The sequence below is a fragment of the Methanosarcinales archaeon genome (genome assembly GCA_014859725.1).
GTDB lineage: Archaea > Halobacteriota > Methanosarcinia > Methanosarcinales > Methanocomedenaceae > Kmv04.
Genome location: JACUTQ010000013.1, coordinates 1 through 23,380 on the forward strand (window position 1 = coordinate 1; position 23,380 = coordinate 23,380).

Below are 23,380 nucleotides of genomic sequence, written 5' to 3' on the forward strand. Positions count from 1 at the left end.
GGGAATTTACGCAGCCTGTCCTTGATCATTTTGTCTGCCAGAATGGTGTTGAAAATATGGGTCAAGATATGGAGTTGACTCGATAGACCTGCTGTAAAGTCATTAGATGCAATTGATCGTACCCGGCGTTCAGGATTATAGAGGTCTGACAGCACTTCCTCTTCAGTCCTTCCCCCGAACTTCGTCTGAGAGAGCAGTTTATCAAAAAGTCTATTCCAGCTGCTAACTCCGGCAGGAGATATTTCTGCCAGGAGCTTCTCCTCAATCTCTGAAAGCTGATGGGGTTTGAATTTCCTGAGTTGTTCCAGATAATGACTGAATTTTTGAATTATTGGATCGTTAAGATATTTTTGAGCTATATCATCTTCCAGGGCCGCCCATTCCAGGTCAAAAAACAGGAGCTCTTTCTGGAACTGGCTGGCCTTTTCCTGGAAACACTGTAAGAATGCTCCAGCTTCAGCATTATCTGATTGAGTAACGAAATTAAGTTGTGCGAATGAGCCTATTCGTCCAACATTTTGGGATATCTCTTCCAATTGGACCATCGCATTGAAAAGGTCAGATGATATAAGTCCTTTTAATCTTCCTTTATAATTTGATGAAAATTCTGCGGCTTTTTTTTCAATTGACTCGATATCTTTGTTTAGATTCTCATCGTGGATATCTCGATAAAAGTGAGTCAGATCCCAGATTATGTCTTCACTACCAAAATGGTCTTTCATACTAATACATAATTGATTTTATGACTATTAATTGTGTTTATGAATTCAGAAGTCTGATAATCAATTAAATTCTGAAACAACTATATCTGCAAGTATATGAAGCTCTATGGATGTTAAAATACCTAGCATAAAGGGTACAATAAGTTCAACCGGAACAAGTTCAAATTCAAATCCTGCCAGAACCATCAAAGGAACAAATATCAGGCTAAAATTTGAAATGATAATCAAGGGGCCAAAGACAGGATGGTGAGATAGTCCTCTATGTTTGAATAGAACCTTATACGGCCACCACAGGAACTTGAATGGACCCCATCTTTTATATGGAGCGCTCTGGATATCCAGGTCTGGACTCAGGAAAAATGTACCGAATAGATAGAAAATTGAGAATATCAAGACAGATTGAAAATTAATATATTCTGCAAACAAATCAACATCATATCTTTTGAATAAGGCAAAAAATCCTGAAAGGAGGACGATCAATACAGTAATATTGATTTTATTGTGGTTTTTTCCGTCGGGCATTGAAGATTTCAATTTATTTCATTTGATTTATTTGTTTAGTTTTATGTTAATTGGCATATTTAGAAAACATAAGCAGTAAGCTTTTCAGATTCCTTAACCGACTACGCATGAATTTATATCTAATGTAAATACAAATATCAATTGAAATGTGGATAGACGCTCTGTACTCTGCTTTTAATTATCTTCTCAAGATAATCCCACCTACTGTTCTGGGTATCTTTATAATGGAATGGCTGGTTGAGGCGGGCTGGATTAATAAATTGGGATTTATCACAGCACCTTTTATGCGGTTCGCTCATCTCAGGGAAGAGATCGGTGTGAGTTTTTTAGCTTCATTTGGTTCACCTACGGCAGGCAATTCCATGGTGGCCCAGATGTATAACAATAAAATAATTGAAAGGAGGGAAACTATTATAGCGTCGCTTATTAATTCCTTTCCTTCAACTATTGTAATTTTAAGGAATTTGCTACCTATTCTAATAGTCCTGTTAGGTTCTACAGGTCTGATATATCTGGGTGTGGTAGTATTTGTGGGATTATTGAAAACAATGATTACATTAATAGCAGGACGGTTCCTGCTCCCGCCAAAAGGTTCATGTGTAGTTGGGTGTGAGAAAGTTGAAAGCCCGGGACTGAAAAAAAGCTTCAACAATGCTGTTAGGGCATCGGTTAAACCGCTAAAGAGGATCATCCTGACCATGATATTGGTATCGATTATTGTATTTCAGCTCATTGAAATCGGATTCTTTGATACCATATCCAGTTATTTGAACAGCTCAATTATTACAAATTATATTCCTCCTGAAGGATTACCCGTAATTGCAGGATGGTTTGCCAGTAACATCGCAGCTTATACCATAGCAGGCAACCTTTTAACAAAAGAGATATTAACTCCAAAACAGATTGTTATTACACTTCTTGTTGGAAGAATATTGTCAAGTGTAGTCAGGATGAGATCTTCAATACCTTTCTATGTGGGGATATTTAAAACAGACCTCGGTGTTACCATAATGCTGTTATCATTGGTAATGCAGACCATTATCATGATCTCAGTGACTATAATACTGGCGCTTATGTGGATAGAATGAATAAAATAACGAGCGGGGCAGGATGGGTGGAGGGATGTATGGGTGGATTAAAAACGGATTTCCCCGCTCAATAATTAATATATGCAGTTATAATATAAATAACTTGCCAATAATAATACCATTACTTTCGAAATAATTTATCATTCATATTCAATTCAATTGTCCCCCTAAACTCTTGAATTTTTATCGACACTTAATATTTATATAATATAAACTGGAGATAGGCAGAAACTTGCCTAATATATAGTATTAATATTTAACCAAATTATAAGGTGAAAACATGACGATCAAACCTTCACAGCTTCTGGAAGATATGGGATATAGCATACAGACATGTATGCAGTGCGGTACCTGCACGGGCGGCTGTCCCTCAGGCACATATACAGGTATGAACACCCGCCGTATTGTGCAATCAGCACGCAGGGACAAGGATGTATTGAATGATGATGACCTGTGGATGTGCACGACCTGCTATGCCTGCCAGGAACGCTGCCCCGGGGGTATCCGGATCGTGGACGCCATCCTGGCACTGAGGACAGAAGCGGTTCATAACGGTATCATGCTGCCTGCACACCGTAAAATTGCTCAGGCAGTAATTTCCAAAGGCCATGCCGTTCCCATCAATGATAATGCAAGGGAGCAGCGAAAGCAATTAGGTCTGGATGAACTGCCTGCAAATGTGCACAAATTTCCAGATTCCCTGGAGCAGGTGAAGAAGCTTTTAGAATCCACTGGATTTGTTGAACTTATATCAGAGGAGGATTCCAATTGAATAGTGTTTCTATATTTTTGGGGTGCATTGTACCCAACCGCTATCCTGGTATCGAGAAAGCCACCAAGCTCGTACTGGATGAGCTGGGAGTTGACTGGGCTGACCTGGAAGGAGCTTCCTGCTGCCCCGCTCCCGGAGTATTCAGGAGTTTTGATAAGTCCTCATGGCTGGCACTGGCATCAAGGAACATCGCATTATCAGAAGCAATGGAGAGTGACGTGCTTACCGTATGCAACGGCTGTTACGGCTCATTAAGTGATGCAAACCATGAAATGAAGAATGACCCAAAACTGGCAAAAGAGACTAACAAACACCTTGAGAGTATTGAAATGACTTTCAAAGGTACCTCTGATGTCAGACATATAGTTGAATTCTTATCAAAGGAAATCGGAATAGAAGGGATCAAGGAAAAAGTGAAACAGCCTCTGGATCTGAAAGTTGCTGTTCATTACGGCTGTCATTTGATCAAACCCTCAAAAGAGCGGGAACTGGATTCAGTGGAAAAACCCTCCTTTTTTGATGAACTTGTCGAGGCAACCGGAGCTACAAGCATAGATTATGCCGACAAGATGGCCTGCTGTGGAGCGGGTGGCGGTTTGCGCTCTGCCTTGCTTGACAAGTCACTGGACATTGCTGAACATAAATTCCAGAACATTACAGAAGCTGGTGCCGATCTTATTGTGAACGCATGCCCATTCTGCCATCTCCAGCTGGACTTCGGGCAGATAGAAGTGAAGGACAAAAATGGTAATGAATATAATATTCCTGTACTGCATTATACTCAGCTTCTAGCACTGGCACTGGGTTATTCCCAGGAGGATGTGGGTTTAGACATGAATTTTATTAAAGCCGGGAATATACTGGAGGTGATGGCATGAGTGAGAAAATCGGTGTGTATCTATGCAGATGCGGTGGTAATATTGGCGATGTGGTAGATGTCCAGTCCATTGCCGACGAAGTTGTATCACTGCCAGCCGTAACTGAGGTCAATATCCAGGACTACCTGTGCAGCAGTGCCGGTCAGGGCCATATCAAGCAGGATATATTGGATAGTAAGGTGGACAGGGTGGCTATTGGTTCATGTTCTCCAAAACAGCACCTTGAAACTTTCAGGTCTATGGCTGCCAGTGCCGGTCTTAATCCTCTGATGCTTGAGATCACTAATCTGAGGGAGCAGTGCAGCTGGGTTCATCCGGATGAGGAAGATGCCACCCGCAAGGCCTGGGGACTGATCCTTGGTGCTGTGAACCGGATGAAAACACTGGAATCCCTGGATAGTATAAAGAAGGACCTTGTTGATAAGGTACTGGTGGTTGGGGGCGGCATTGCCGGTATTACCACAGCACTGGAACTTGCTGACGACCACGAAGTGATCATGATAGAAAAGGAGCCTTATATCGGGGGCCACATGATAGGGCTGTCCATAACCATCCCAATATCACCATGCTCACATCCACTGAACTGGAGAGCGTGGAAGGAAATGTAGGGGATTACAACATCACATTAAGCCAAAAACCCAGATACGTGGATATGGAGCTGTGCACATCTTGCGGCCGATGTGCTGCAAAATGCAGCAAAGATGCCATCAATCTGCCCTTTGCCCAGGCTATTCCACAGGCATATATTATAGATAAGGAGAAATGTATTGACTGCAAAGCGTGTATTAAAGCCTGTCCCGCCGATGCCATAAAGTTAGAGGACGAGGGTCAGAAGATCGATATCAATGTGGGAAGCGTGGTCATTGCCACAGGATTCAAAACCTTTGATCCTGCCAGGATCGAAGAATACAACTACTGGCATCCTGATGTGATCACTGCCGTCGAGTTCGAGGAGATGTTGTCCGCCAAAAGCAAGACCGGTATGCGTCTCATGAAATCAAACGGTGAAATGCCTGATAAAGTGGCCTTTATAATGTGTGTGGGTAGCCGGGATTTCAATCGATATAACAAACACTGCAGCAGGGTGTGCTGCCTGTATGGCCAGAAACAGGCCCAGCTGGTCAAGAAGATGAACAAGGACACTGATGTCACCATATTTTATATCGATATGCGTTCTGCCGGCAGGCGGATGGAAGAGCTGCATGAGCATACCCAGGAAAAGGGCATACATTTTATCAGGGGCAGACCAATTGAGCAGGATGCTGAATATCCCACTGGGAGAAGACGGATTTATTGAAGAGAAGCATGTAAAGATCGACCCTGTCAGTTCATTGAACCCCAGCGTGTTTGTTGCAGGCTGCGCAGTTGGGCCTAAGGACATCCATGATTCAGTTACCGAAGGCATCAGTGCGGCCCATAAAGTGGGGCAGTTTCTGGGTAAGGGAGAGATCAGTATTTCCCCTGAAAAACCGATGATATCAGATGCCTGCCAGCAGTGCCACACCTGTATCATTGAATGCCTTTATGATGCATTATCTGGCGAAGATGTCCCTGTTCTGGAAGCACTTTCATGTACCGGTTGCGGTATATGTGCAGCTGTTTGTCCGTCAGGTGCGTTAGAGATCCAGAATTACAGGTATGATCAGCTCAAGTCCCAGATTGAAGGGATACTGACAGCCGGACCTGGAGTAATTGTATTTATTGACGGGGCAGCTTATGCAGCCGCTGATCTGGCTGGTGTGAACAGGAAGGAATACTCGCCCCTTGTAAGATTTGTACAGGTACCCAGCATCCATATCGTGAACGCTGACCTGGCTAACAGTGCACTGGAAAAAGGAGCCATTGGTATCATGCTTATCGAAGGTACAACCGATGATAAACTCACAGAACGGTCTAAGGATCTGTACAATATCCTGAAGAAAGAAACCAGGTCCCATAAAAAACCTATACGGTATTCACATATCGAGACTGTCCAGTATGAGAAGTTAATGAACTTGTTGAATGTATTTACTGATCAGGCCAGATAAAAAGGTCAAATGAACAGATATATGGGACCAAAATTGTTCGCAAACATCCGAAAATTGTGGAATATTTTTATAAGATATGCATTAAATTTATATAATATAAAGTACTTCGTATCTTGCCGACTGTCGGCAACCTTCGGAGGTCGATGTCGACAAACAGTCAAATCCTTACATCGGCAAAATCCAGTTACCACAAAATTTGGAGCTAAATAATCATGTCTCATTATGCATTGTTTCTCGGCTGTACTATACCTGCTCGATTTCCATTCATGGAGAAATCCATACGAATGGTCCTGTCCGAGCTTAGAGTCCAGACCACAGACCTGGCAGGTACTACCTGCTGTCCCACTAAATCAATTGCAAAGGTAATAGGTAATGATCAATGGTATGTCACAGCAGCACGTAACCTGGCGCTGGCTGAAGCTGCCGGTGTGGATATACTTACTCCATGTAATGGATGTTTCAGCAGCTTAAAAGCCGTCGTCACTGATCTGAACATGAATCTGCATTTACGCAAATCAGTAAACCAGGAACTTGCCAAACTAGGTCTTGAATATACAGGTGCAATAACTGTTAAACACCTTGTACAGGTCCTGTTTGACGAGGTTTCAGCGGCTGAGATAAAAAAACGGATCGTAAAACCCTTAACAGGTATGAAGATCGCAGTGCATTATGGCTGCCATATGGTAAGACCAAGCAGTGCCATCCATTTTGATGATCCAAACCGCCCTACCAAGTTCGATCGATTGGTGGAAGCAACTGGTGCTGAAAGTGTTGACTATACAACCAAGATGATGTGTTGTGGGAACGACCTGAACACCGCTGACGAGCCAGATGTTGCCATCGCCATGTCCAGGGAGAAGCTGCTGGAAACCCAGAAAATAGCTGATGCCATGACCATGGTATGCCCTGCTTGTTTCAGCCAGTACGACAGCAAGCAGTACCTGATGCAGAAGAGCGGGGAACATATCGATATGCCTGTTGTTTATCTGACTGAATTAATAGGTCTCGCTTTTGGCTTTTCTCCTGAGGAGATGGGCATGAACATGCACAGGGTAGATACTGGGCAGTTCCTTGAGAAATGGGAACAAAGGACTTCGTATCTGGAGAAGGTACGGCAGAACTTCGACCTTGATATGCTTGATAGATGTCACCAGTGTGGTGCATGTATGGACGACTGTCCTGTGGTCAAGATCAACCCGGATTTCGATCCGAACTGGCTTATTGGTGAGATCCTGAACGGGAACATGGAAGATGTGCTCTCTGGTCCGGATGTCTGGCGTTGTGTTAGTTGTTATACATGTTATGAACTGTGTCCCCAGAAGTTCGGGATGAACAAGGTGTTCGAGACATTAAAACACCTGGCCTTTACCATGGACATCACACCTGAAGGAATGGGTGGAGGCATTAAGATGTTATTGGAGACCGGCCGGTTAGGAGAACCCACGGCCATGAGAAAGAAATTAAAATTACCAGACCTTCCGGAAAGCGGGAGTGATGACTTGAAAAAATTATTACATACAGATAAGGAAAGTGAGAGCGAATGAGATGCAATATGCGAATACCGAGCGGATGTGCGATCTCCGGATTGATGAGTGAAAGCGGAGGGAGAATAGACGGCTCAGTGGTAATAAAATCCATTGCTTTGATGCATGACAGGTCCAACGGACTTGGCGGAGGATTTGCAGCCTATGGAATATATCCCAGACGTTCAGACCAGTATGCATTCCATATGATCTTCGATGATGCTCCGTCCAAAGAACGGTTCGAGGAATATCTTAAGGAGCACTTCATTATCGATAAGGACGAGATCATACCAACCAGGCCTGGTGGTGATATTACCAACCCGCCGTTGTTATGGAGATATTTCCTGGATATTGAAGAGAAGAAAATGGAATTCGTATCAGACAGGGAATATGTAGTGGAAAAGGTCATGGAGATCAATTCCAAGATTGATGGTGCATTTGTTTCCTCTTCGGGAAAGAACATGGGGGCCTTCAAAGGTGTAGGGTACCCTGAGGATATTGGTAATTTCTTTAAACTTGATGAATACAAGGGCTATATCTGGACCTCTCACGGTCGGTTCCCTACCAACACCCCGGGCTGGTGGGGTGGTGCACATCCGTTCTCTCTACTTGATTGGAGTATAGTGCATAACGGGGAGATATCCTCTTATGGTATCAATAAACGATACCTTGAGATGTTCGGATACAACCTGGCACTTCGAACAGATACGGAAGTAGTAGCATACTTATTCGATCTGCTGGTACGCAGGCATAAGCTGCCTTTGGAACTTGCAGTTAAGGCACTGTCTGCACCTTTCTGGAAGAATATCGACAGGATGGATCCCCAGACCAGGGAGGTCATGGAAGCTATCAGAATGGTCTATGGTGGCGGATTGCTTAATGGTCCATTCAGTATCATCCTGGGACATAACAGGGGCATGGTAGGTCTCAACGACAGGATAAAGCTTAGACCAATGACATGCGCGCGAAAAGACGATATGCTGTATATGGCATCTGAGGAGAGTGCTATTCGAGAAATACAACCAGATCTGGATAGGGTGTGGAGCCCGAAAGCAGGTGAAGCTGTAATAGGAAACCTAAATGGGGAGGTGGAATAAATGGCAGTTGAATTATCACCGGTATCACAGATACCAGCAGAATTCAGAGTGAAAGTGGATCATGATAGATGCAGGCGGTGCAAGCGCTGCGTTTTGAATTGCAGCTTCAGTGCAATAGAATTCAAGGATAAGGTCACACCTGATCACAGAAAGTGTGTGGCCTGCCATAGATGTGCTACGTTCTGTCCTGAAAGTGCTATCACAATCGAAGAAAACCCAATGGCATACAAGGATAACGCCAACTGGACGGCACGGATAAGGCAGAATACCCTGAAACAGGCCGAGACCGGAGGCATCATATTAACAGGTATGGGTAACCCCAAGCCATACCCCATAATATGGGACCATCTGGTCATTGACGCATGCCAGGTCACCAATCCATCCATTGATCCACTGAGAGAACCCATGGAACTTCGGACATACCTGGGAAGTAAACCCAATTATCTGGAGTTCGAGAACGATGAGAATGGGAAGATCAAATTAAAGACACAATTGGCACCACAGATCAAGCTGGACATCCCTGTTATATTTGCTGCCATGAGCTATGGGGCAGTGAGCCATAACGTGCATAAGTCCCTGGCTATTGCCGCTAATAAGATGGGTACGTTGATGAATACAGGTGAAGGTGGATTGCATGAAGACCTGTATCCATATTCAGGCCGCATTATCGTACAGGTAGCTTCGGGCAGGTTCGGAGTGCACAACCAGTACCTTGCCAACAGCGCGGCCGTGGAGATCAAGATAGGACAGGGTGCCAAGCCCGGGATCGGAGGTCACCTGCCTGGTGAAAAAGTCGGTCAGGAGATTTCAAAGACCAGGATGATACCAGTGGGTACTGATGCACTATCCCCGGCACCTCACCATGATATTTACAGTATAGAGGACCTGTCCCAGCTGATCTATGCCATAAAGGAAGCTACGGATTACAAGAAACCCGTATCTGTGAAGATCGCAGCAGTGCATAATGTGGCTGCAATTGCCAGCGGGATCGTACGGGCCGGTGCTGATATTGTCACTATTGATGGGTTCAGGGGCGGCACAGGAGCTACACCTGCCATTATCAGGGACAACGTGGGTATCCCTATTGAGCTGGCCCTGGCTGCGGTTGACCAGCGGCTCAGGGACGAAGGTATCAGGAACCAGGCCAGTTTGATATGCGCAGGTAGTATCCGCGAGGCAGCAGATGTGGCCAAAGCCATTGCTCTGGGTGCCGACGCGTGTGTTATCGGCACGGCAGCACTGGTGTCCCTGGGATGCAGGGTATGCCAGAAATGTTATACAGGCAACTGTGCTTGGGGCATAGCTACCCAGCGACCTGAATTGACCCGCAGGCTTAATCCGGATGTTGGTTCTCAGAGATTGTGCAACCTGCTTACTGCGTGGGGCCATGAACTGCAGGAAGTCCTGGGTTCTTTGGGTGTGAACAGTATCGAAAGTTTGAGAGGCAGCCGGGAACGACTGCGGGGTGTCGGACTGGATAAGGAAACACTTGACATCCTGGGCGTTAAGCCCGCGGGTGTGGGTATGTGAGGTGACAGGTATGGTAATGACAATAGATGCTGCAGGAATGTACTACAGGGATCTGAATAAACAGATCCGCATAGCTATTGAAGAAGGTGAAACTGAATTCGTCCTGAATAATATCAACGGCCAGCGTTATATTGGAGACGCTGTAGAGAAAAAGGTCAAGATCACTATCAATGGTACTCCGGGCAATGACCTTGCCGCATTTATGAATGGTCCATCAATAGAGGTTTTTGCCAATGGTCAGGACGGTATTGCAAATACCATGAACAGCGGTGAGATAGTGATCCACGGTATGGTGGGGGATGTTATAGGCTACGGCATGCGCGGCGGCAAGCTCATGATCAAGGGTGATGTGGGATATCGTGTGGGTATCCACATGAAAGAGTATAAGAAACAGATCCCTGTCATCGTGGCTGGAGGCTGCGCCGGTGATTTCTATGGTGAATATATGGCCGGAGGGATCATGGTCCTGTTGGGGATCGGTTGTTCTGACGATAAGCCGATCACCGGAGATTATCTTGGTACAGGCATGCACGGCGGAGTAATATACCTGCGTGGTGAGGTTGAGGACCACCAGTTAGGTGCTGAGGTGGCTGTGCTTGAACCTGATGAAAAGGATATGAAGCTGATCACCAAACACGTGACCGAGTGGTGTGAACACTTCGGTTATGACCTTAATGAGGTAATGTCCAAACCTTTCATAAAACTAAAAGCCATAAGCAGCAGGCCTTACGGCAATCTTTATGCTTATTAATTTTTGTTTTTTGAAATAAACACTCAATGGGTCGATAAAAGGGGCGATAATTCGCCCCATATCCATTTTCATAACTGTAAATATAAATTTTTACTTTATATAGTTTCTGTGAATTCACTCATGAATTAAAGGGGGAATCAAAATCTATTTATAGTGTAATAGTCCTTATTTTATGTAGTGATTTTATGAATTTTATAAGTCGAATTTTATTAAATTTAATTATTATTTCATTAATCCTTTTATCAGGATGTGTATCGACGAAGGAACCTGTTGATTCTGAAGACGTTATGGTGGATATTTCACCTATCAAAATAAAGGAATATTCGGAACAGCAAATCTCGTTGACTATATCAAATAAAGCCAATGAACCAATTGATAACGTAAGGGTAACTTCTTTCGGATCTTTTTCAGTATTGGAAAGTCCCAGTGTTAATATTCCCGGAATGAAAGATGAACTTAAGCCGGTGTCAATTGCTGTAAATATTCTAGCACCAAGTTTCGATTCAGATGAAGAACAAATGTTGACATTATCTTATTCTTCAGGGAATGATGAAAAAGGAAATTCAATTATCAAAACAAAAAATATTCCCGTAGAAACCACAATTCTTCCTAATGCAAATCTTCAATATCTGGGTTTTGTAAAAGGGATGGAGAATATTTCAGAAGCAGAAGTAACAACATGGACAATAGCTAAAGGTGAGAATGCAACAATAACTTTCTCAGTTAAAAATGAAGGAAGAACAACTATAGACGAAAACACAATGGACGTGCTTATTGAGGTTGATAACAAAAGAATAGGCAGCAGTAAAAAGATCACTATTAAAGAGCCAATGGCACGGGCCGGTACATCCTATACAAAAGGAGTAGAGGTTCCAATCCTGGAGAATGCTCCAAACGGTGAAACTGATGTATTTGTTACGCTGTTAAAAGGAGATGAAATCCTTGATTCCAGGACACTATTGCTTAAAGTAAAACTCTAAGGTAAAATGAGACCTATAAAATTCATAATTTTATTTGCCATTTTAGGCAGCCTTATTTTTAGTGGTTGCCTTAAAGAATATAGTGAAATTTACATAACAGATGTAGATGTTATGTCTGTTCAACAGAATGATGGAATAAAACTAACAATAACTCCATATATCCAAAATAATCAAAATACTGATAGTAGTGCTCTTTCTATTAAGGTAAAGATACGGGATACCAGTACCAATCTCATTGCAGCAGAAAATGAAATGGACATTGGGTATATCAAAAGTAAATCCCAAATCTATGAAAGTATGTCACTATTGGTCCATAATCCGGGAGAATATGATGTTGAGGTCCAGCTTTTCGAAGACGGTTCAAGCTTATCTCAATATACAACTCCAGTAACAGTTAGATCAACACCTGGCCCTGGCCAGCCAGCAGATATAAAGTTTACTGACATGACTATTGAAATTAGACAGTTTGTGGATAGAATGTCAAATGTTGTTGTGGATGTCTCCCCTGGAATTTATAATCAAGGAGGCGATTCTGAACCCCTTACCTTGCATGTGACAGCCCGTATTGATCAATATAAGGCTTACAATGGGAACGATGAACTTGGTATCGTCCAGGGATCTAACTCTGTTAGAGGAAATGTACGTCTTGTGCTCCCTAAAAATAGCGAGTACACATTTTCTGCAAGCGTAATTGAAAATGGAAAAACGGTAGCAAGCGGGGATATAAGTGAAAATATATTAATAAAAGATATGAAATTGAATACGCCTGTGACTCATATATTCGTGGAAAAAGGAAAACCACCTTCAGCAACCAGTCAACCGGGATTCCAGGGAATCATAACAATTATATCCATTTTGTTGGTATTTAGCTTCATCAATAGAACCAGGAACCAAAGGTGAAGTAATTGAACAATGAACTGAAGAAGGATGAGGACAATTTTTTTAAAAAAAATGTCAAAAAAACAGTGGTGATCATGCTAATATTTTTAATGTTCATCTCTTTATTTTCTTTCTTTTTCAATATGCAATCTGCAATATCAGAACTTTTCGATCCCAGGTATGAAAAACTGATGCAGGCACTATTCAGTTTGTTTGTTCTTGGGATCGGAGCATATCTGGTGAAAATGTTTTTGTCTAAATAAGTTATACTATTGATAAGCAGATAGATATAATGAGTATAATTAGATACCATCCTATCTGATTTTAACTTAAAGGGGAATTTCTTTAACAATATTTTATATTAAAATATAGCATTCTATAACCAATGAACCAGCCCATTCTTGAGTTAAAGGATGTATCAAAGGCAGTCTGGCGAAACATAAACGGAACAAAGGTCAGATCCCAGATACTTTCCAATATCGATCTTGTGGTCCAACGCGGCGACCTTGTCACGATCATGGGTCCGTCGGGCTCTGGGAAGACCACATTTCTCAGGCTGATAAACAGGCTTTCAGAGACCGATTCTGGTAACATCCTGCTAAATAGTATGGATATTAAGGACTATCCACCTGTTGAACTCAGAAGAAAAGTGGGCATGGTGTTCCAGGTACCAGTGGTATTTCGCGGCAGCGTAAGGGACAACCTGGGTTTTGGCATGAAATTATGGGGTGAGGATATTGATCTTGAGGTGCTTGCCATGGATGCGGGTATACCTGAAGACCTGCTGGATGCCGAAGCAGGGAAGCTGTCTGTAGGTGAAAAACAGAGGGTATGCATCGCCCGTGCCCTGGCCAACAGACCCGGGATATTACTGCTGGATGAACCTACATCATCACTGGATATTGAATCTGCCACATTTATCGAAGAATTATTACTGGGTCTGTGTAAAGAAAAAGACCTGACCATGCTTTGGGTAACACATGAGATGGAACAGGCAAAGAGGATCAGGGGCAGAAGATTTGTATTAAACAGGAGCAGGTTGGAGGAAGAGTATGATTGAAATTCCAGCAGAAATCATTCCAAAAATACCAATCCTCCTATTAACAATAATTCTCATTCTGTTCAGTGCAGCCTTTGCCAGAAGATTCAGCTTAGGAAGGGAAATATCATTAGCTGGATCGAGGGCCCTGGTCCAGATATTAATACTTGCTTCCATCATCCTGTTATTGTTCGAACTATCCATCTACTGGAGCGTGTTGATGCTCCTGGCCATGGCCGCCATAGCAGGCCACACCACCTATACCCGCTCAGGCAAACTGGAAAAGGGGCTGTCCATGTCAATAATGTCTATTGTACTGGCATCTGTGCTTCTGCTAATCCCGTTTTTCCTGCTGGACATATTTCCTCTTGAGGCCAGGTACCTTATCCCCACAGGGAGCATCTTTATCGGCAATGCCATGAACATCAGCTCGCTGGCCATTGACAGATACCGGGGCGAGATCAGAAACAGGCGCAATGAGATCGAAGCATACCTGGCACTGGGGGCCACACCCAGGATCGCAACCGCAGCTTGCCTGACCCAGGGTATCAATTCGGCATTGATACCATCCATAGATAATATGAAGAACCTGGGTCTGGTCTGGATCCCTGGTGTGATGACAGGTTTGCTGCTGGGAGGTGCCGACCCCCTGGAAGCGGCTTCTATCCAGATCGCACTTTTTACTTCAATAATGGCGGCAGGGATGCTGGCATCCAGTTTGTTGCTGCATTTTTCTACAGAGAGTTTTTTTACAGAGGCCTTGCAGTTGAGGGATGATTTTTAGTGAATTTGGATTGGTAGTGGTAAGAAATGTGCCTCTTCGCGCAGGTTCATTTTTCATATCGACGAATTTGTTAAACACAATTAGCATAATCGTGTTTAAAGTATAAATATTAAATTAGGTTTAGTATCTAAAGTTTCTGGGTAAGGCTGATCAACCGGGAAGTATCTAAAATAATGAAAATATTAATTTCTAATAGTAAATAGCAGGTGGAGGGAGGACGTAAAAAGGATGAAAGTCCGGGATAATTTCATAGCACATGGGACACAGAGGAGTATATTGAACAACATTACTAAAAATCTTCCATCTCTTTAAGGAATCGGGACCATACATAAGGAATGTCATTAATTAAATCTTCCATGTAGGCTTCCTCAAGCATGAAACCATAAGCATGAACAAAAAAATGCCTGAAAGTCAAGTATTTATATAGATCGTCACATGTATTTTCAGAAATAATTCCCATTGACAATGATAGGTTTAACAGGTCCTTATGCCAAGTAACAGTTGCAGGAATCTCAATGTTTCTTGCAACTACAACCCGCTTCAGGATATTTTCTACCCCATTATAGATATTATGGAGAAATGTACCGATTGCTGCCAGTTCAATAACAGTTTATTCTTTCTTCGACTTTGCAAGTTTCAGGTTTTCAAGTGCTATCTCAACATTCTCTTTTTCTGCAAGTATCTGTTTTTGAAGTTTATCCATAGAGCTTCTCCCCGGTTTCTTCAACAAGCTTATTAAACAAGGATTTTCTGGATAGGTCAATCAAGTCAACCGGTTTGGATAAAACTCTATATAATTCAGTATAGAATGGGAAGAACATTCGGGGTTCTATTCCCCCTACCCCGATATCAATATCATTGGACTCCTTATCTTTTACAACTGATGAGCCAAAAAGGATAATGGAAGATACATTATATTTTTCAGCACATTTTATTATGTTATCCTTATCTTCTGCTGATATCATCTCAATCACCTTGGAGACTCAATATTCAATATTTACATTCTTCAGATATTTTATATAATTATGTTTTTAATCTCCCGATATATCACTCAACGAAATCGTCTATTCTTTCTTCTCCAGCACCCTCCGGCCACGCCGCCAGACCGATTAAAATATGCTCGGGAAATAGCCATAAAAGCATATCTGAACATTCATTTAAAAATCATCCAGATCGAACACCACAAACCCTTTCTCACGAAGTGATTCCTTCCCTTCAACCTTCCTAGCCACCAGTCCATAATATTCCACTCTTTCACCTTTATTCCATTTAACAAAATCCGCTTTTTTCTTTAATTTCTCCAGATTTCGCAAAGATTCTGCTGTGGAAAGCGTTCTCCATTTGCACTCAATGAACAACACCTCCTTTGTTGCATCATTCAAGGCAATAAGATCAATCTCCTCCTTCTTGTGCCACCACCTGCCTATCTTTGTAAATTCAATAGGTCTTGCCTGCCACAGGAATTCTGCTGCGATCTTCTCAAAAACCACACCTAAATACCTGTTAAAATCAGGATTAAACTGCGGTATCTTAAAGTCACCATAAATCAGGCTTTTATTCGGATAGATAAACCTGAACCAGAAAGTGAAATAATTATCTGTGATATAATATCTGGCATTTCTTGACCGATGGGTCTTTTCGGTTACCGGATACCGTGCTTCCACAATATTCAACACAGACAGGTTTGACACGTACTGGGATACAATGGATGAACTTAATCCAGTATAGTTGACAATATCGCCGAATTTTGTATTTCCAAAGGCAATCGCGGTTAAGATTGAAAAATATTTTGCAGGTTCCCTGAATTCGGATTTAAGTAAAACTTCAGCTTCCTCAAGCAGCAGGCTTTCAATGGAATACAACATTTCAAGCTGGTTGATCTTCTTAATCCTGTGTTCTGCTTCTTTGAGATAATAGGGAACTCCATCGGTTATAGCATATATTTTCACCAGTTCCTCAACTTTGAATTCAGGGAAAAAAGCACCTGTAAGTTTAAACTTAAGTGGTTCTACCTTGATCTGTCCCGTCCGCCTCCCGTACAACGGACTTTTGCTGCCCAGAACATGACGCTCCATCATGCTGATGGACGAACCGCACAGTATAAGCATCACGTTTGAATCTTTAAGGTATAGGTCCCAAGCCTTTTGGAATATTGAAGGGATAGCTTTGTTGCCGTTTATAAGAAATGGATACTCATCTATCGCAATGACCAATCTTTCTTCTGTGTTAGCTGCCTCTTTTAGCGTATCCAGCCAATCAATGGTTGACTGGCCTAAAATTTCATTGCCCAGTCTGTCTGCAACAAGTGTCCTGAATTCAGAAAGATTTGCAGAATCCCCTCTTTCATCAGCAAGGAAATACACTGCACGCTTTTCCTTTATGAACCTGCGCAGCAGTTCAGTTTTCCCAATCCTCCTTCTCCCGAATATTACAATAAATTCGCTCCTGTCCGAGAGGTATGCAGAGTTTAAGTGTTGCAGTTCATTTTCCCTGTTGACGAATTTGTTAAACACAATTAGCATAATCGTGTTTAAAGTATATATATTTAATCAGGTTTAGTATCAAACAGCAGGACATTGATACTATGAAGAACCTGGGTCTGGTTTGGATCCCTGGTGTCATGACCGGCCTGCTGTTGGGAGAGGGCGACCCCCTGGAAGCGGCTTCTACCGGGAAGTATCCTTAAATAATGAGAATATCAAGTTCTAATAAAGATTGGTTAAACATGATTAATTCATCTAAGATAGATCTTGGAACACTTGGTTGGGATTTATTATTTGAAGAGAGCTTTAGTCCACACCAGCTCCAGGGACTTGTTCCTGGCCGTATAACCCAGGTCCAGCGGAAGAGTTGTATTGCACTCACTGAAAATGGAGAGATCGAGGTCAAAGTATCAGGCAAATTCAGGTTCGATACTATTAAGAAAGGATCATATCCGGTTGTTGGGGATTGGGTGGGGATTAAGAAAGAATTTAACGATGACAGGGGGATCATCCAGGCAGTCCTTCCAAGAAAGAGCAAATTCTCCCGAAAAGTTGCCGGGAGAGTTACAGAAGAACAAATAATAGTCGCAAATGTGGATTTCGTCTGGATCGTATCAGGCCTTGATAATGATTTCAACATCAAGCGGATTGAAAGATACCTCACTTTGGCATCAGAGAGTGGATCAAAACCTGTGGTAATATTAAACAAATCCGACCTTTGTGATGATCCTGATGTGAGAATAGAGCAAGTGAAGAGAATCGCTCCATCTACCCCTATCTATTCCCTGAGTGCAGAACTCAACCATGGGCTGGATGTACTTAATCGATACTTAGGGAAGGGAAAGACGATAGCCCTCATCGGGTCATCAGGAGTAGGCAAGTCCACTATTATCAATAGACTTCTCGGTGTGGACCGTCAGAAGGTGGGGACTGTGAGGGAATCAGATAGCCATGGAAGGCACATTACGACTTATCGTGAGATGATTATGCTTCCAAATGGCGGGATGATTATTGATAATCCCGGGATGAGGGAGATCCAGTTATTGTCCAATGGCAATGGTCTTAACGATGTTTTTAAGGATATTGAGGAGGTTGCCCAGCATTGCAGGTTCAGAGATTGCATCCATGAAAGCGAACCGGGCTGTGCAGTTAAGGAAGCACTTGATAAAGGAGAGCTTGATCCCCGTCGATACACACATTATTTGAAATTGAGAAAGGAGATAGAATTCCTTTCAATTAAACACAATGAGATGGTCAGAAGCACAGAGAAGGCAAAATGGAAGAACTTAGCTAAGTACGGAAGAGAAATACGAAAACTCAAAACGGGAGAGGATAGATAACTTATCACTTAAACATAACGTCACATAACAGAGTATGTCTGGTTCGGGCTTTTAGCCCTCACTAAAATTCCTCGCTATACTTGGAGCTTCAGATACGCTCGGAACGTTATATCTAATTTGCTCGTCCGCCTATAAAGTTGCCTAATCTAGTATAGAACTGTTCTGGATTATCATTCATAACGAAATGCCCACTGTTATAAATTTCGATTTTCCTAATATTTCCTAACTCATTCAAAACTTTCATTTCAGAATTCTTATCACCATAAAAATAGACTTTTTTTGTTTTTAGAGACTTGAATTTTGCTAATAATTTTCCGCTATCTGACCATTTAACCAATGATTCTGATGAACTATAGAATGCTAATGTGTTCGATTTTTTATTCCATTCCAACCATAACTTTGAACTTTTATTATTTAATTCTTTAGTTTCAGATTTTAATTCCACGAAAACACTTTTTCTAAATTCTTCAAAGCTTACACTCATTGTTTTTCTACTTAACAATCCACAATCTTCACTAACAAGATTCCCTTCAATATTTGTAAATGAGATCAATTTATTTGATAATTTTTCTGCCAATAATAATCCAATTGCACCACCCATACTGTGGGCTACTATGTGAACTCTCTTTGGATTTAATTCATCAAGAAGAAGCTTGCAGATTTCAGCATGAACTTCCATTGTATAAGTAAAATCCTGTGGTTTTGAAGAATCACCAAATCCAACCAAATCAAAGGCCAATAATGAAAAATCATTGAATTGAGTGAAATTAAAAACAGCATCAAAAGACTCTTTTGTACAGCCCAATCCATGAATAAAAACAATTACTTCTTTCCTGCTTTCTTTGTAATTTGCAGAAATTTCCAATTTTTTTTCATTGTACTTGATTTTGAAAGTTTTTGAATTCATACTAGAAATATAATTCTATAACATTTTATAATTTTTAGGCGGGCGGTGGTAGAGTGTAAGAAAGGGGGGCTGGATTTGTTTTTCAATATTAACCACAGAGTCCACAGAGAGACACAGAGAAATGTAATAGTGCTCTTTGTACTTGCCCTCTGTGGTTTTATAGAACATAGCTTCCTATAAATTCCCCCGCAGTTGTTCGGCATGTAATATTCGTTTTATTGCAAGCCCCAGAGCTGCCCTTCTCATGGTATAATTATTTTGCTCGTACAGCTTGAATATATCATTAAAGGATGATATCATGGTCCATTGTAACCTATCCAGGACTTTTTTCTCTTTCCAGTAATCATTACTGATATTCTGGATCCATTCAAAATAGCTAACCACCACACCACCTGCATTGGCAAGAATATCTGGTATAACCATGATGTTGCGCTCAAAGAAGATCTCGTCGGCTTTTGTAGTGGTGGGGGCATTGGCCAATTCAATTATCAACGATGCCATCACATGATCTGCATTGTCCTTGTTCAACTGGTTGGACAAAGCGGCAGGTATGAGAATATCGCAATCGCAAACCATCAGTTCCTCATTGGTGATACTGGTGCAACCGGGAAGGTCCACTACACTGCCAGTAGTGACCTTATGGGCTTTGACCAAAGGGAAATCCAACCCATTTGGATTTAATATACCACCCCTGGAATCACTGACAGCAATTATTTTATATCCATTGTCAGCCAGAATCCTGGCAGCGTTCTCACCCACGTTCCCGAATCCCTGGATCGCAATACTGGCAGATTTATCCAGCCCTAATTTAACCATGGCCTCCTCCATCACGTAGAATCCACCCAGTGATGTGGAATATTTTCGGACCAAGCTGCCGCCAAGCTCAATAGGTTTTCCTGTCACTACTGCGGGAGTGTGTTCTCCTTTGATTCGTTCGTACTCATCCAGGATCCAGACCATTATCTGCTCATCAGTATATACATCGGGTGCAGGAATATCCTTTTGAGGTCCGATGAAGTCAGATATGGCACGGACATAGGCCCGGGTCATCTCCTCCAGTTCGTTCTTGCTCAGTTCTTTTGGGTTGGCCACCACTCCCCCCTTGGCACCTCCCAGGGGAATGTTGACTGCAGCGCATTTCAGGGCCATGAGAAATGCCAGGTCTTTCACATGGTCAAGAGTCAGCTCGGGATGGAACCGGGTGCCTCCCTTGGTGGGACCCCTTGCATCGTTGTACTGGACCCTGTGCCCCACGAACATCCTGGTATTGCCCGAATCCATGCGCACCGGAAAATGCACGGTAAAGGACCGTCTGGGCATGTCCAGCAGGTCCATCTCTTCTGATGAGAGGTGCTGGTCCTGATAGATGTTCGTCAGTTCACTCATGAATAGCTTGCAGAGGTTCTGGTCATCAGAATGTATACGCTCGTGTCCCTGCCGTATCATCTGGTCTACCATGAACCGTGCATCCGATGACATTGGTACGGTTTCATTATTGTTCATTGAAATTCCAACCTCAAGTTTAAATATTAAACAATTCTTTTCTATTTCCTGAAATATTCCCTGGTACACTTGGCACCTATGGTTTCAGAGATTCTTTACAGAACCAGGATGTCAGGGACCACAAAGGTACATAATATTCACTACTTTATGGCAACGTAACTTTTTATAGATCCTGCCATGCTCCTTCTTCTTCTTTTAACCATTGTTCAATTATAAGATTTGTGTTTGGAATGTGTTATTTTTCCTTAATCACTGTAATATTAGCATTAATGAATTGTCCGAATTAAAAGATCGACTCGAAAAATGGATAATTGAATACCGGGGCAAACGATGTCCCGATTATTGTGAATCTTGTCCTTGTTGTAAAGCCTGGGATGCATTTGATTATTTGTTCCAGTATGGTGAAGAATAGCTTATTTAAGCACCTTCTACAGAAAATCGAATATTATTGACCTGCTTTGCCTTCTTTATCGTAACCAATTTTATGTCACTAATTACTAAAACTGAATGTTGCCATCCCAGAATATCACTCAGTTTTCATTGAATGTCGAGGAATCCACCTCATAACTCATACTATTTAGATATCACATCCATAGGAAACATTTATTAGTGACAAAATATGTGTTACGTATTGGTGATTTCTATAAGCATACTAAAAGTTAAAGGTGAGAAAGGAAAGACCTTCGAGATAAATCTCGAAGATCTACTCCAAAAGAGATACGAGATGGTACGCGAACTCAGCTTAAGTTCAAAATCGAGAAATGAAATTTGTGCCAGGTTTGACTATTCCCGAAAAACAGGCAATGAATATCTCCGTGCGTGGAAAGAAAAAGGCTGGGAAGGTCTGAATGAAAAACCCAGAGGTCCAAAAACCAAGAGTAAGCGTAAGGAAGATGTTGAAAAACGAATTTTAGATATTAGATTCAATACACCTGATAAGGACATGTACGATATAGAAGAGATACTAACTGGTGAAGGCTATGAAATAAGTGCGAGAAGCGTCGCACGTGTGCTCTCTGAGCATGGTGTGACACTAAAAAAAAAGAAGACGAAGCCATCCCCAGAACCTTAAAAAGTAAAAGTACCAACCCAGAATTTGAAACCCTCTTAACCCAAGGCTTCCAAACAAACTATGGTGCCCAGTATCGAGCTCAACAAGATCGCAGCAATGCTAGCATTAAAGATTTTCTCCTTCAACCTAATTGCCTGCTTGAAAAAAGTTAAGGGAAATGAGTATGAAAAAATGACCGTGGAATCAATTTTCGTGGAGATCCTCGAATTTCCAGCACTTGTAAAGGTCAATGGAGGAAGACTGATTGTTACGTTCTACGGCAACTATAAGGATAGACATAAAAATGCCGTTATGAAGATGATGCAAAAGATTGATAAAACAGGTAGAAATGAACCAATACCCTGGTTAGGAAATAGAAAACTTGAGGTCAGATTTAAGTAAGAATGTAACTTAAATTAAATCGTGGAAATGCCTGTAACATATTTAAATTTCTACATAAATTTATAGCTTTATCGATCGCGTATTATGGAAAATAATTTTTCATAGTTTCAAAGCACTAACAATGATTTGTATGCATTTTTCAAGGTCGCTCATACAAACTAATACAGAACATTTGAAAGCATAGGTATTTTATGAAAGATCAATATACTCTCTAAAAATGGGGAAATGACTGGTGAACTGAAAAAGCATTTTGGCTTGTGGGGAGCAACGGGTATCGCTATCGGCGCAATAATAGGTGCAGGAATTTTTGTCTTAAGCGGTGTAGCATCCGGCAGGGCCAGCGGTCATACTCTCATTCTTAATAGCAGGAATTGCTGCATTCCTCACTGCACTGAGCGCTTTGTTTACGACGATCCATAAAAACAGAAAGCTTGTAAAGAAAATAATGAAACGCCAGCTTCCGCCAAATTCAGCGATCTTGTCAGCCAGACGCTCCCCCAAAGTAAGCCGCCGATCAAATTCAATGTTGATGTTTTGGGACAGGAGCTCTTGCTCCTTTAGACTTTTCACAACTTGCTCTTCTAATGAAGAAAGTTCACCTTTCTCTATTTCGAGCACATTTCGAACGTATTCTGTCCTGAAATGATTAAGATCAGAATTACAAATAAAGCCACCTGAATACCAATCTGGATGAGTTTTTCGAATAATATCCACTATAGGTTGACGGACCAGTTCCGCAGATCTAACCTCGCTAAGTTCCTTTTGTTCATTGCAAATTTGACAAAGAACAGTGTTTTGTAAGGTCATATTTTCCCATTCCCAAATAGCTGTTTTAACATGACAACCTACTTATTATATCCCTGGGATCAATGCATAAATCATAACATGCATAAGTAAAAGATTTTTCCATAATTCCATGTTCCTTCTTCCATTTTAGGCATTCGTAACAATCCTGATTTTTTGAATTACCACCACCACTACAGGATCTGGTACTCCATTTCCATAATGGAAACTTATTCATATAGTATAGATACAATAGAATTTTATGAGAGTAACAGAAGGGTTAGGTGTGTTGATTTTTTCAGCGCTATTCGTCTTATTA

General features: G+C 41.8%; 26 protein-coding genes. 19 read left to right on the plus strand and 7 right to left on the minus strand.

The genetic code is table 11. The features are described 5' to 3' along the window. Together IBX40_02225 and IBX40_02230 are read right to left on the minus strand one after the other, a co-directional pair. Positions 1 to 722 (minus strand): oligoendopeptidase F (locus IBX40_02225; protein MBE0523141.1); only part of this gene is annotated, 722 nt, incomplete at its 3' end. A gap of 60 nt (positions 723 to 782) precedes the next feature. Then, on the minus strand, positions 783 to 1,244 hold the full coding sequence (locus tag IBX40_02230) for a metal-binding protein (GenBank protein ID MBE0523142.1): 462 nt from the start codon (positions 1,242 to 1,244) through the stop codon (positions 783 to 785). Between the two features lie 146 nt (positions 1,245 to 1,390). Between IBX40_02230 and IBX40_02235 the strand changes: the two genes are divergently transcribed. The 15 genes from IBX40_02235 to IBX40_02305 all read left to right on the plus strand — a co-directional run bounded on the left by IBX40_02235 (position 1,391) and on the right by IBX40_02305 (position 14,592). Next, the gene (locus IBX40_02235; protein ID MBE0523143.1) at positions 1,391 to 2,332 is read left to right on the plus strand and encodes a nucleoside recognition protein; all 942 of its coding nucleotides are present in this window, start codon (positions 1,391 to 1,393) and stop codon (positions 2,330 to 2,332) included. Positions 2,333 to 2,612: 280 nt separating this feature from the next. Further along, on the plus strand, positions 2,613 to 3,104 hold the full coding sequence (gene hdrC / locus IBX40_02240) for a CoB--CoM heterodisulfide reductase subunit C (GenBank protein ID MBE0523144.1): 492 nt from the start codon (positions 2,613 to 2,615) through the stop codon (positions 3,102 to 3,104). Further along, positions 3,101 to 3,982: a CoB--CoM heterodisulfide reductase subunit B gene (gene hdrB / locus IBX40_02245; GenBank protein MBE0523145.1), complete on the plus strand. Its 882-nt coding sequence runs from the start codon at positions 3,101 to 3,103 to the stop codon at positions 3,980 to 3,982. Before hdrC ends, hdrB begins: the two co-directional genes overlap by 4 nt. Further along, positions 3,979 to 4,590 carry a CoB--CoM heterodisulfide reductase iron-sulfur subunit A family protein gene (locus IBX40_02250; GenBank protein ID MBE0523146.1) on the plus strand — a complete coding sequence of 204 codons (612 nt, stop codon included), beginning with the start codon at positions 3,979 to 3,981 and terminating at the stop codon, positions 4,588 to 4,590. The genes hdrB and IBX40_02250 overlap by 4 nt, the downstream gene beginning before the upstream one ends. After that, on the plus strand, positions 4,548 to 5,279 hold the full coding sequence (locus IBX40_02255; protein MBE0523147.1) for a CoB--CoM heterodisulfide reductase iron-sulfur subunit A family protein: 732 nt from the start codon (positions 4,548 to 4,550) through the stop codon (positions 5,277 to 5,279). The genes IBX40_02250 and IBX40_02255 overlap by 43 nt, the downstream gene beginning before the upstream one ends. Continuing rightward, positions 5,242 to 6,009 carry a hydrogenase iron-sulfur subunit gene (locus IBX40_02260; GenBank protein MBE0523148.1) on the plus strand — a complete coding sequence of 256 codons (768 nt, stop codon included), beginning with the start codon at positions 5,242 to 5,244 and terminating at the stop codon, positions 6,007 to 6,009. Before IBX40_02255 ends, IBX40_02260 begins: the two co-directional genes overlap by 38 nt. A 212-nt stretch (positions 6,010 to 6,221) precedes the next feature. Then, entirely contained in the window at positions 6,222 to 7,553 is a 1,332-nt protein-coding gene (locus IBX40_02265; GenBank protein MBE0523149.1) for a 4Fe-4S dicluster domain-containing protein, read from the plus strand. Beyond that, positions 7,550 to 8,629: a glutamine amidotransferase family protein gene (locus IBX40_02270; GenBank protein MBE0523150.1), complete on the plus strand. Its 1,080-nt coding sequence runs from the start codon at positions 7,550 to 7,552 to the stop codon at positions 8,627 to 8,629. Before IBX40_02265 ends, IBX40_02270 begins: the two co-directional genes overlap by 4 nt. Next, positions 8,630 to 10,159 carry an alpha-hydroxy-acid oxidizing protein gene (locus IBX40_02275; GenBank protein ID MBE0523151.1) on the plus strand — a complete coding sequence of 510 codons (1,530 nt, stop codon included), beginning with the start codon at positions 8,630 to 8,632 and terminating at the stop codon, positions 10,157 to 10,159. It abuts the gene before it with no gap. 10 nt (positions 10,160 to 10,169) lie between these two features. Beyond that, positions 10,170 to 10,910, plus strand: a complete 741-nt coding sequence (locus tag IBX40_02280; GenBank protein ID MBE0523152.1) for a hypothetical protein — start codon at positions 10,170 to 10,172, stop codon at positions 10,908 to 10,910. A gap of 185 nt (positions 10,911 to 11,095) precedes the next feature. Then, entirely contained in the window at positions 11,096 to 11,890 is a 795-nt protein-coding gene (locus tag IBX40_02285) for a hypothetical protein (GenBank protein ID MBE0523153.1), read from the plus strand. Between the two features lie 6 nt (positions 11,891 to 11,896). Beyond that, positions 11,897 to 12,790 (plus strand): hypothetical protein, encoded by an 894-nt coding sequence (locus tag IBX40_02290; protein ID MBE0523154.1) that lies wholly within the window; start codon positions 11,897 to 11,899, stop codon positions 12,788 to 12,790. A gap of 5 nt (positions 12,791 to 12,795) precedes the next feature. Beyond that, entirely contained in the window at positions 12,796 to 13,032 is a 237-nt protein-coding gene (locus tag IBX40_02295) for a hypothetical protein (GenBank protein MBE0523155.1), read from the plus strand. 122 nt (positions 13,033 to 13,154) lie between these two features. Continuing rightward, positions 13,155 to 13,829 carry a phosphate ABC transporter ATP-binding protein gene (locus tag IBX40_02300; protein ID MBE0523156.1) on the plus strand — a complete coding sequence of 225 codons (675 nt, stop codon included), beginning with the start codon at positions 13,155 to 13,157 and terminating at the stop codon, positions 13,827 to 13,829. Further along, on the plus strand, positions 13,822 to 14,592 hold the full coding sequence (locus IBX40_02305; GenBank protein ID MBE0523157.1) for an ABC transporter permease: 771 nt from the start codon (positions 13,822 to 13,824) through the stop codon (positions 14,590 to 14,592). The genes IBX40_02300 and IBX40_02305 overlap by 8 nt, the downstream gene beginning before the upstream one ends. A 695-nt stretch (positions 14,593 to 15,287) precedes the next feature. On the opposite strand, the gene IBX40_02310 is transcribed toward IBX40_02305, so the two are convergent. Together IBX40_02310 and IBX40_02315 are read right to left on the minus strand one after the other, a co-directional pair. Beyond that, positions 15,288 to 15,557 (minus strand): hypothetical protein, encoded by a 270-nt coding sequence (locus tag IBX40_02310; GenBank protein MBE0523158.1) that lies wholly within the window; start codon positions 15,555 to 15,557, stop codon positions 15,288 to 15,290. Between the two features lie 192 nt (positions 15,558 to 15,749). Continuing rightward, entirely contained in the window at positions 15,750 to 17,114 is a 1,365-nt protein-coding gene (locus tag IBX40_02315; GenBank protein MBE0523159.1) for an ATP-binding protein, read from the minus strand. Between the two features lie 62 nt (positions 17,115 to 17,176). Between IBX40_02315 and IBX40_02320 the strand changes: the two genes are divergently transcribed. Both IBX40_02320 and rsgA read left to right on the plus strand, forming a co-directional pair. After that, positions 17,177 to 17,278, plus strand: coding sequence for an ABC transporter permease (locus IBX40_02320; protein MBE0523160.1), 102 nt, complete (start codon positions 17,177 to 17,179; stop codon positions 17,276 to 17,278). A gap of 57 nt (positions 17,279 to 17,335) precedes the next feature. Continuing rightward, on the plus strand, positions 17,336 to 18,415 hold the full coding sequence (rsgA, locus tag IBX40_02325; GenBank protein MBE0523161.1) for a ribosome small subunit-dependent GTPase A: 1,080 nt from the start codon (positions 17,336 to 17,338) through the stop codon (positions 18,413 to 18,415). Positions 18,416 to 18,527: 112 nt separating this feature from the next. On the opposite strand, the gene IBX40_02330 is transcribed toward rsgA, so the two are convergent. Both IBX40_02330 and IBX40_02335 read right to left on the minus strand, forming a co-directional pair. Then, entirely contained in the window at positions 18,528 to 19,322 is a 795-nt protein-coding gene (locus IBX40_02330; protein MBE0523162.1) for an alpha/beta fold hydrolase, read from the minus strand. 174 nt (positions 19,323 to 19,496) lie between these two features. Next, on the minus strand, positions 19,497 to 20,825 hold the full coding sequence (locus tag IBX40_02335; GenBank protein ID MBE0523163.1) for a Glu/Leu/Phe/Val dehydrogenase: 1,329 nt from the start codon (positions 20,823 to 20,825) through the stop codon (positions 19,497 to 19,499). Between the two features lie 619 nt (positions 20,826 to 21,444). Here IBX40_02335 and IBX40_02340 point away from each other — a divergent pair. Continuing rightward, positions 21,445 to 21,897 (plus strand): helix-turn-helix domain containing protein, encoded by a 453-nt coding sequence (locus tag IBX40_02340; protein MBE0523164.1) that lies wholly within the window; start codon positions 21,445 to 21,447, stop codon positions 21,895 to 21,897. 60 nt (positions 21,898 to 21,957) lie between these two features. Further along, on the plus strand, positions 21,958 to 22,278 hold the full coding sequence (locus tag IBX40_02345; GenBank protein ID MBE0523165.1) for a hypothetical protein: 321 nt from the start codon (positions 21,958 to 21,960) through the stop codon (positions 22,276 to 22,278). 312 nt (positions 22,279 to 22,590) lie between these two features. On the opposite strand, the gene IBX40_02350 is transcribed toward IBX40_02345, so the two are convergent. Continuing rightward, positions 22,591 to 23,085, minus strand: a complete 495-nt coding sequence (locus IBX40_02350; GenBank protein MBE0523166.1) for a hypothetical protein — start codon at positions 23,083 to 23,085, stop codon at positions 22,591 to 22,593. Positions 23,086 to 23,380: the final 295 nt, after the last annotated feature.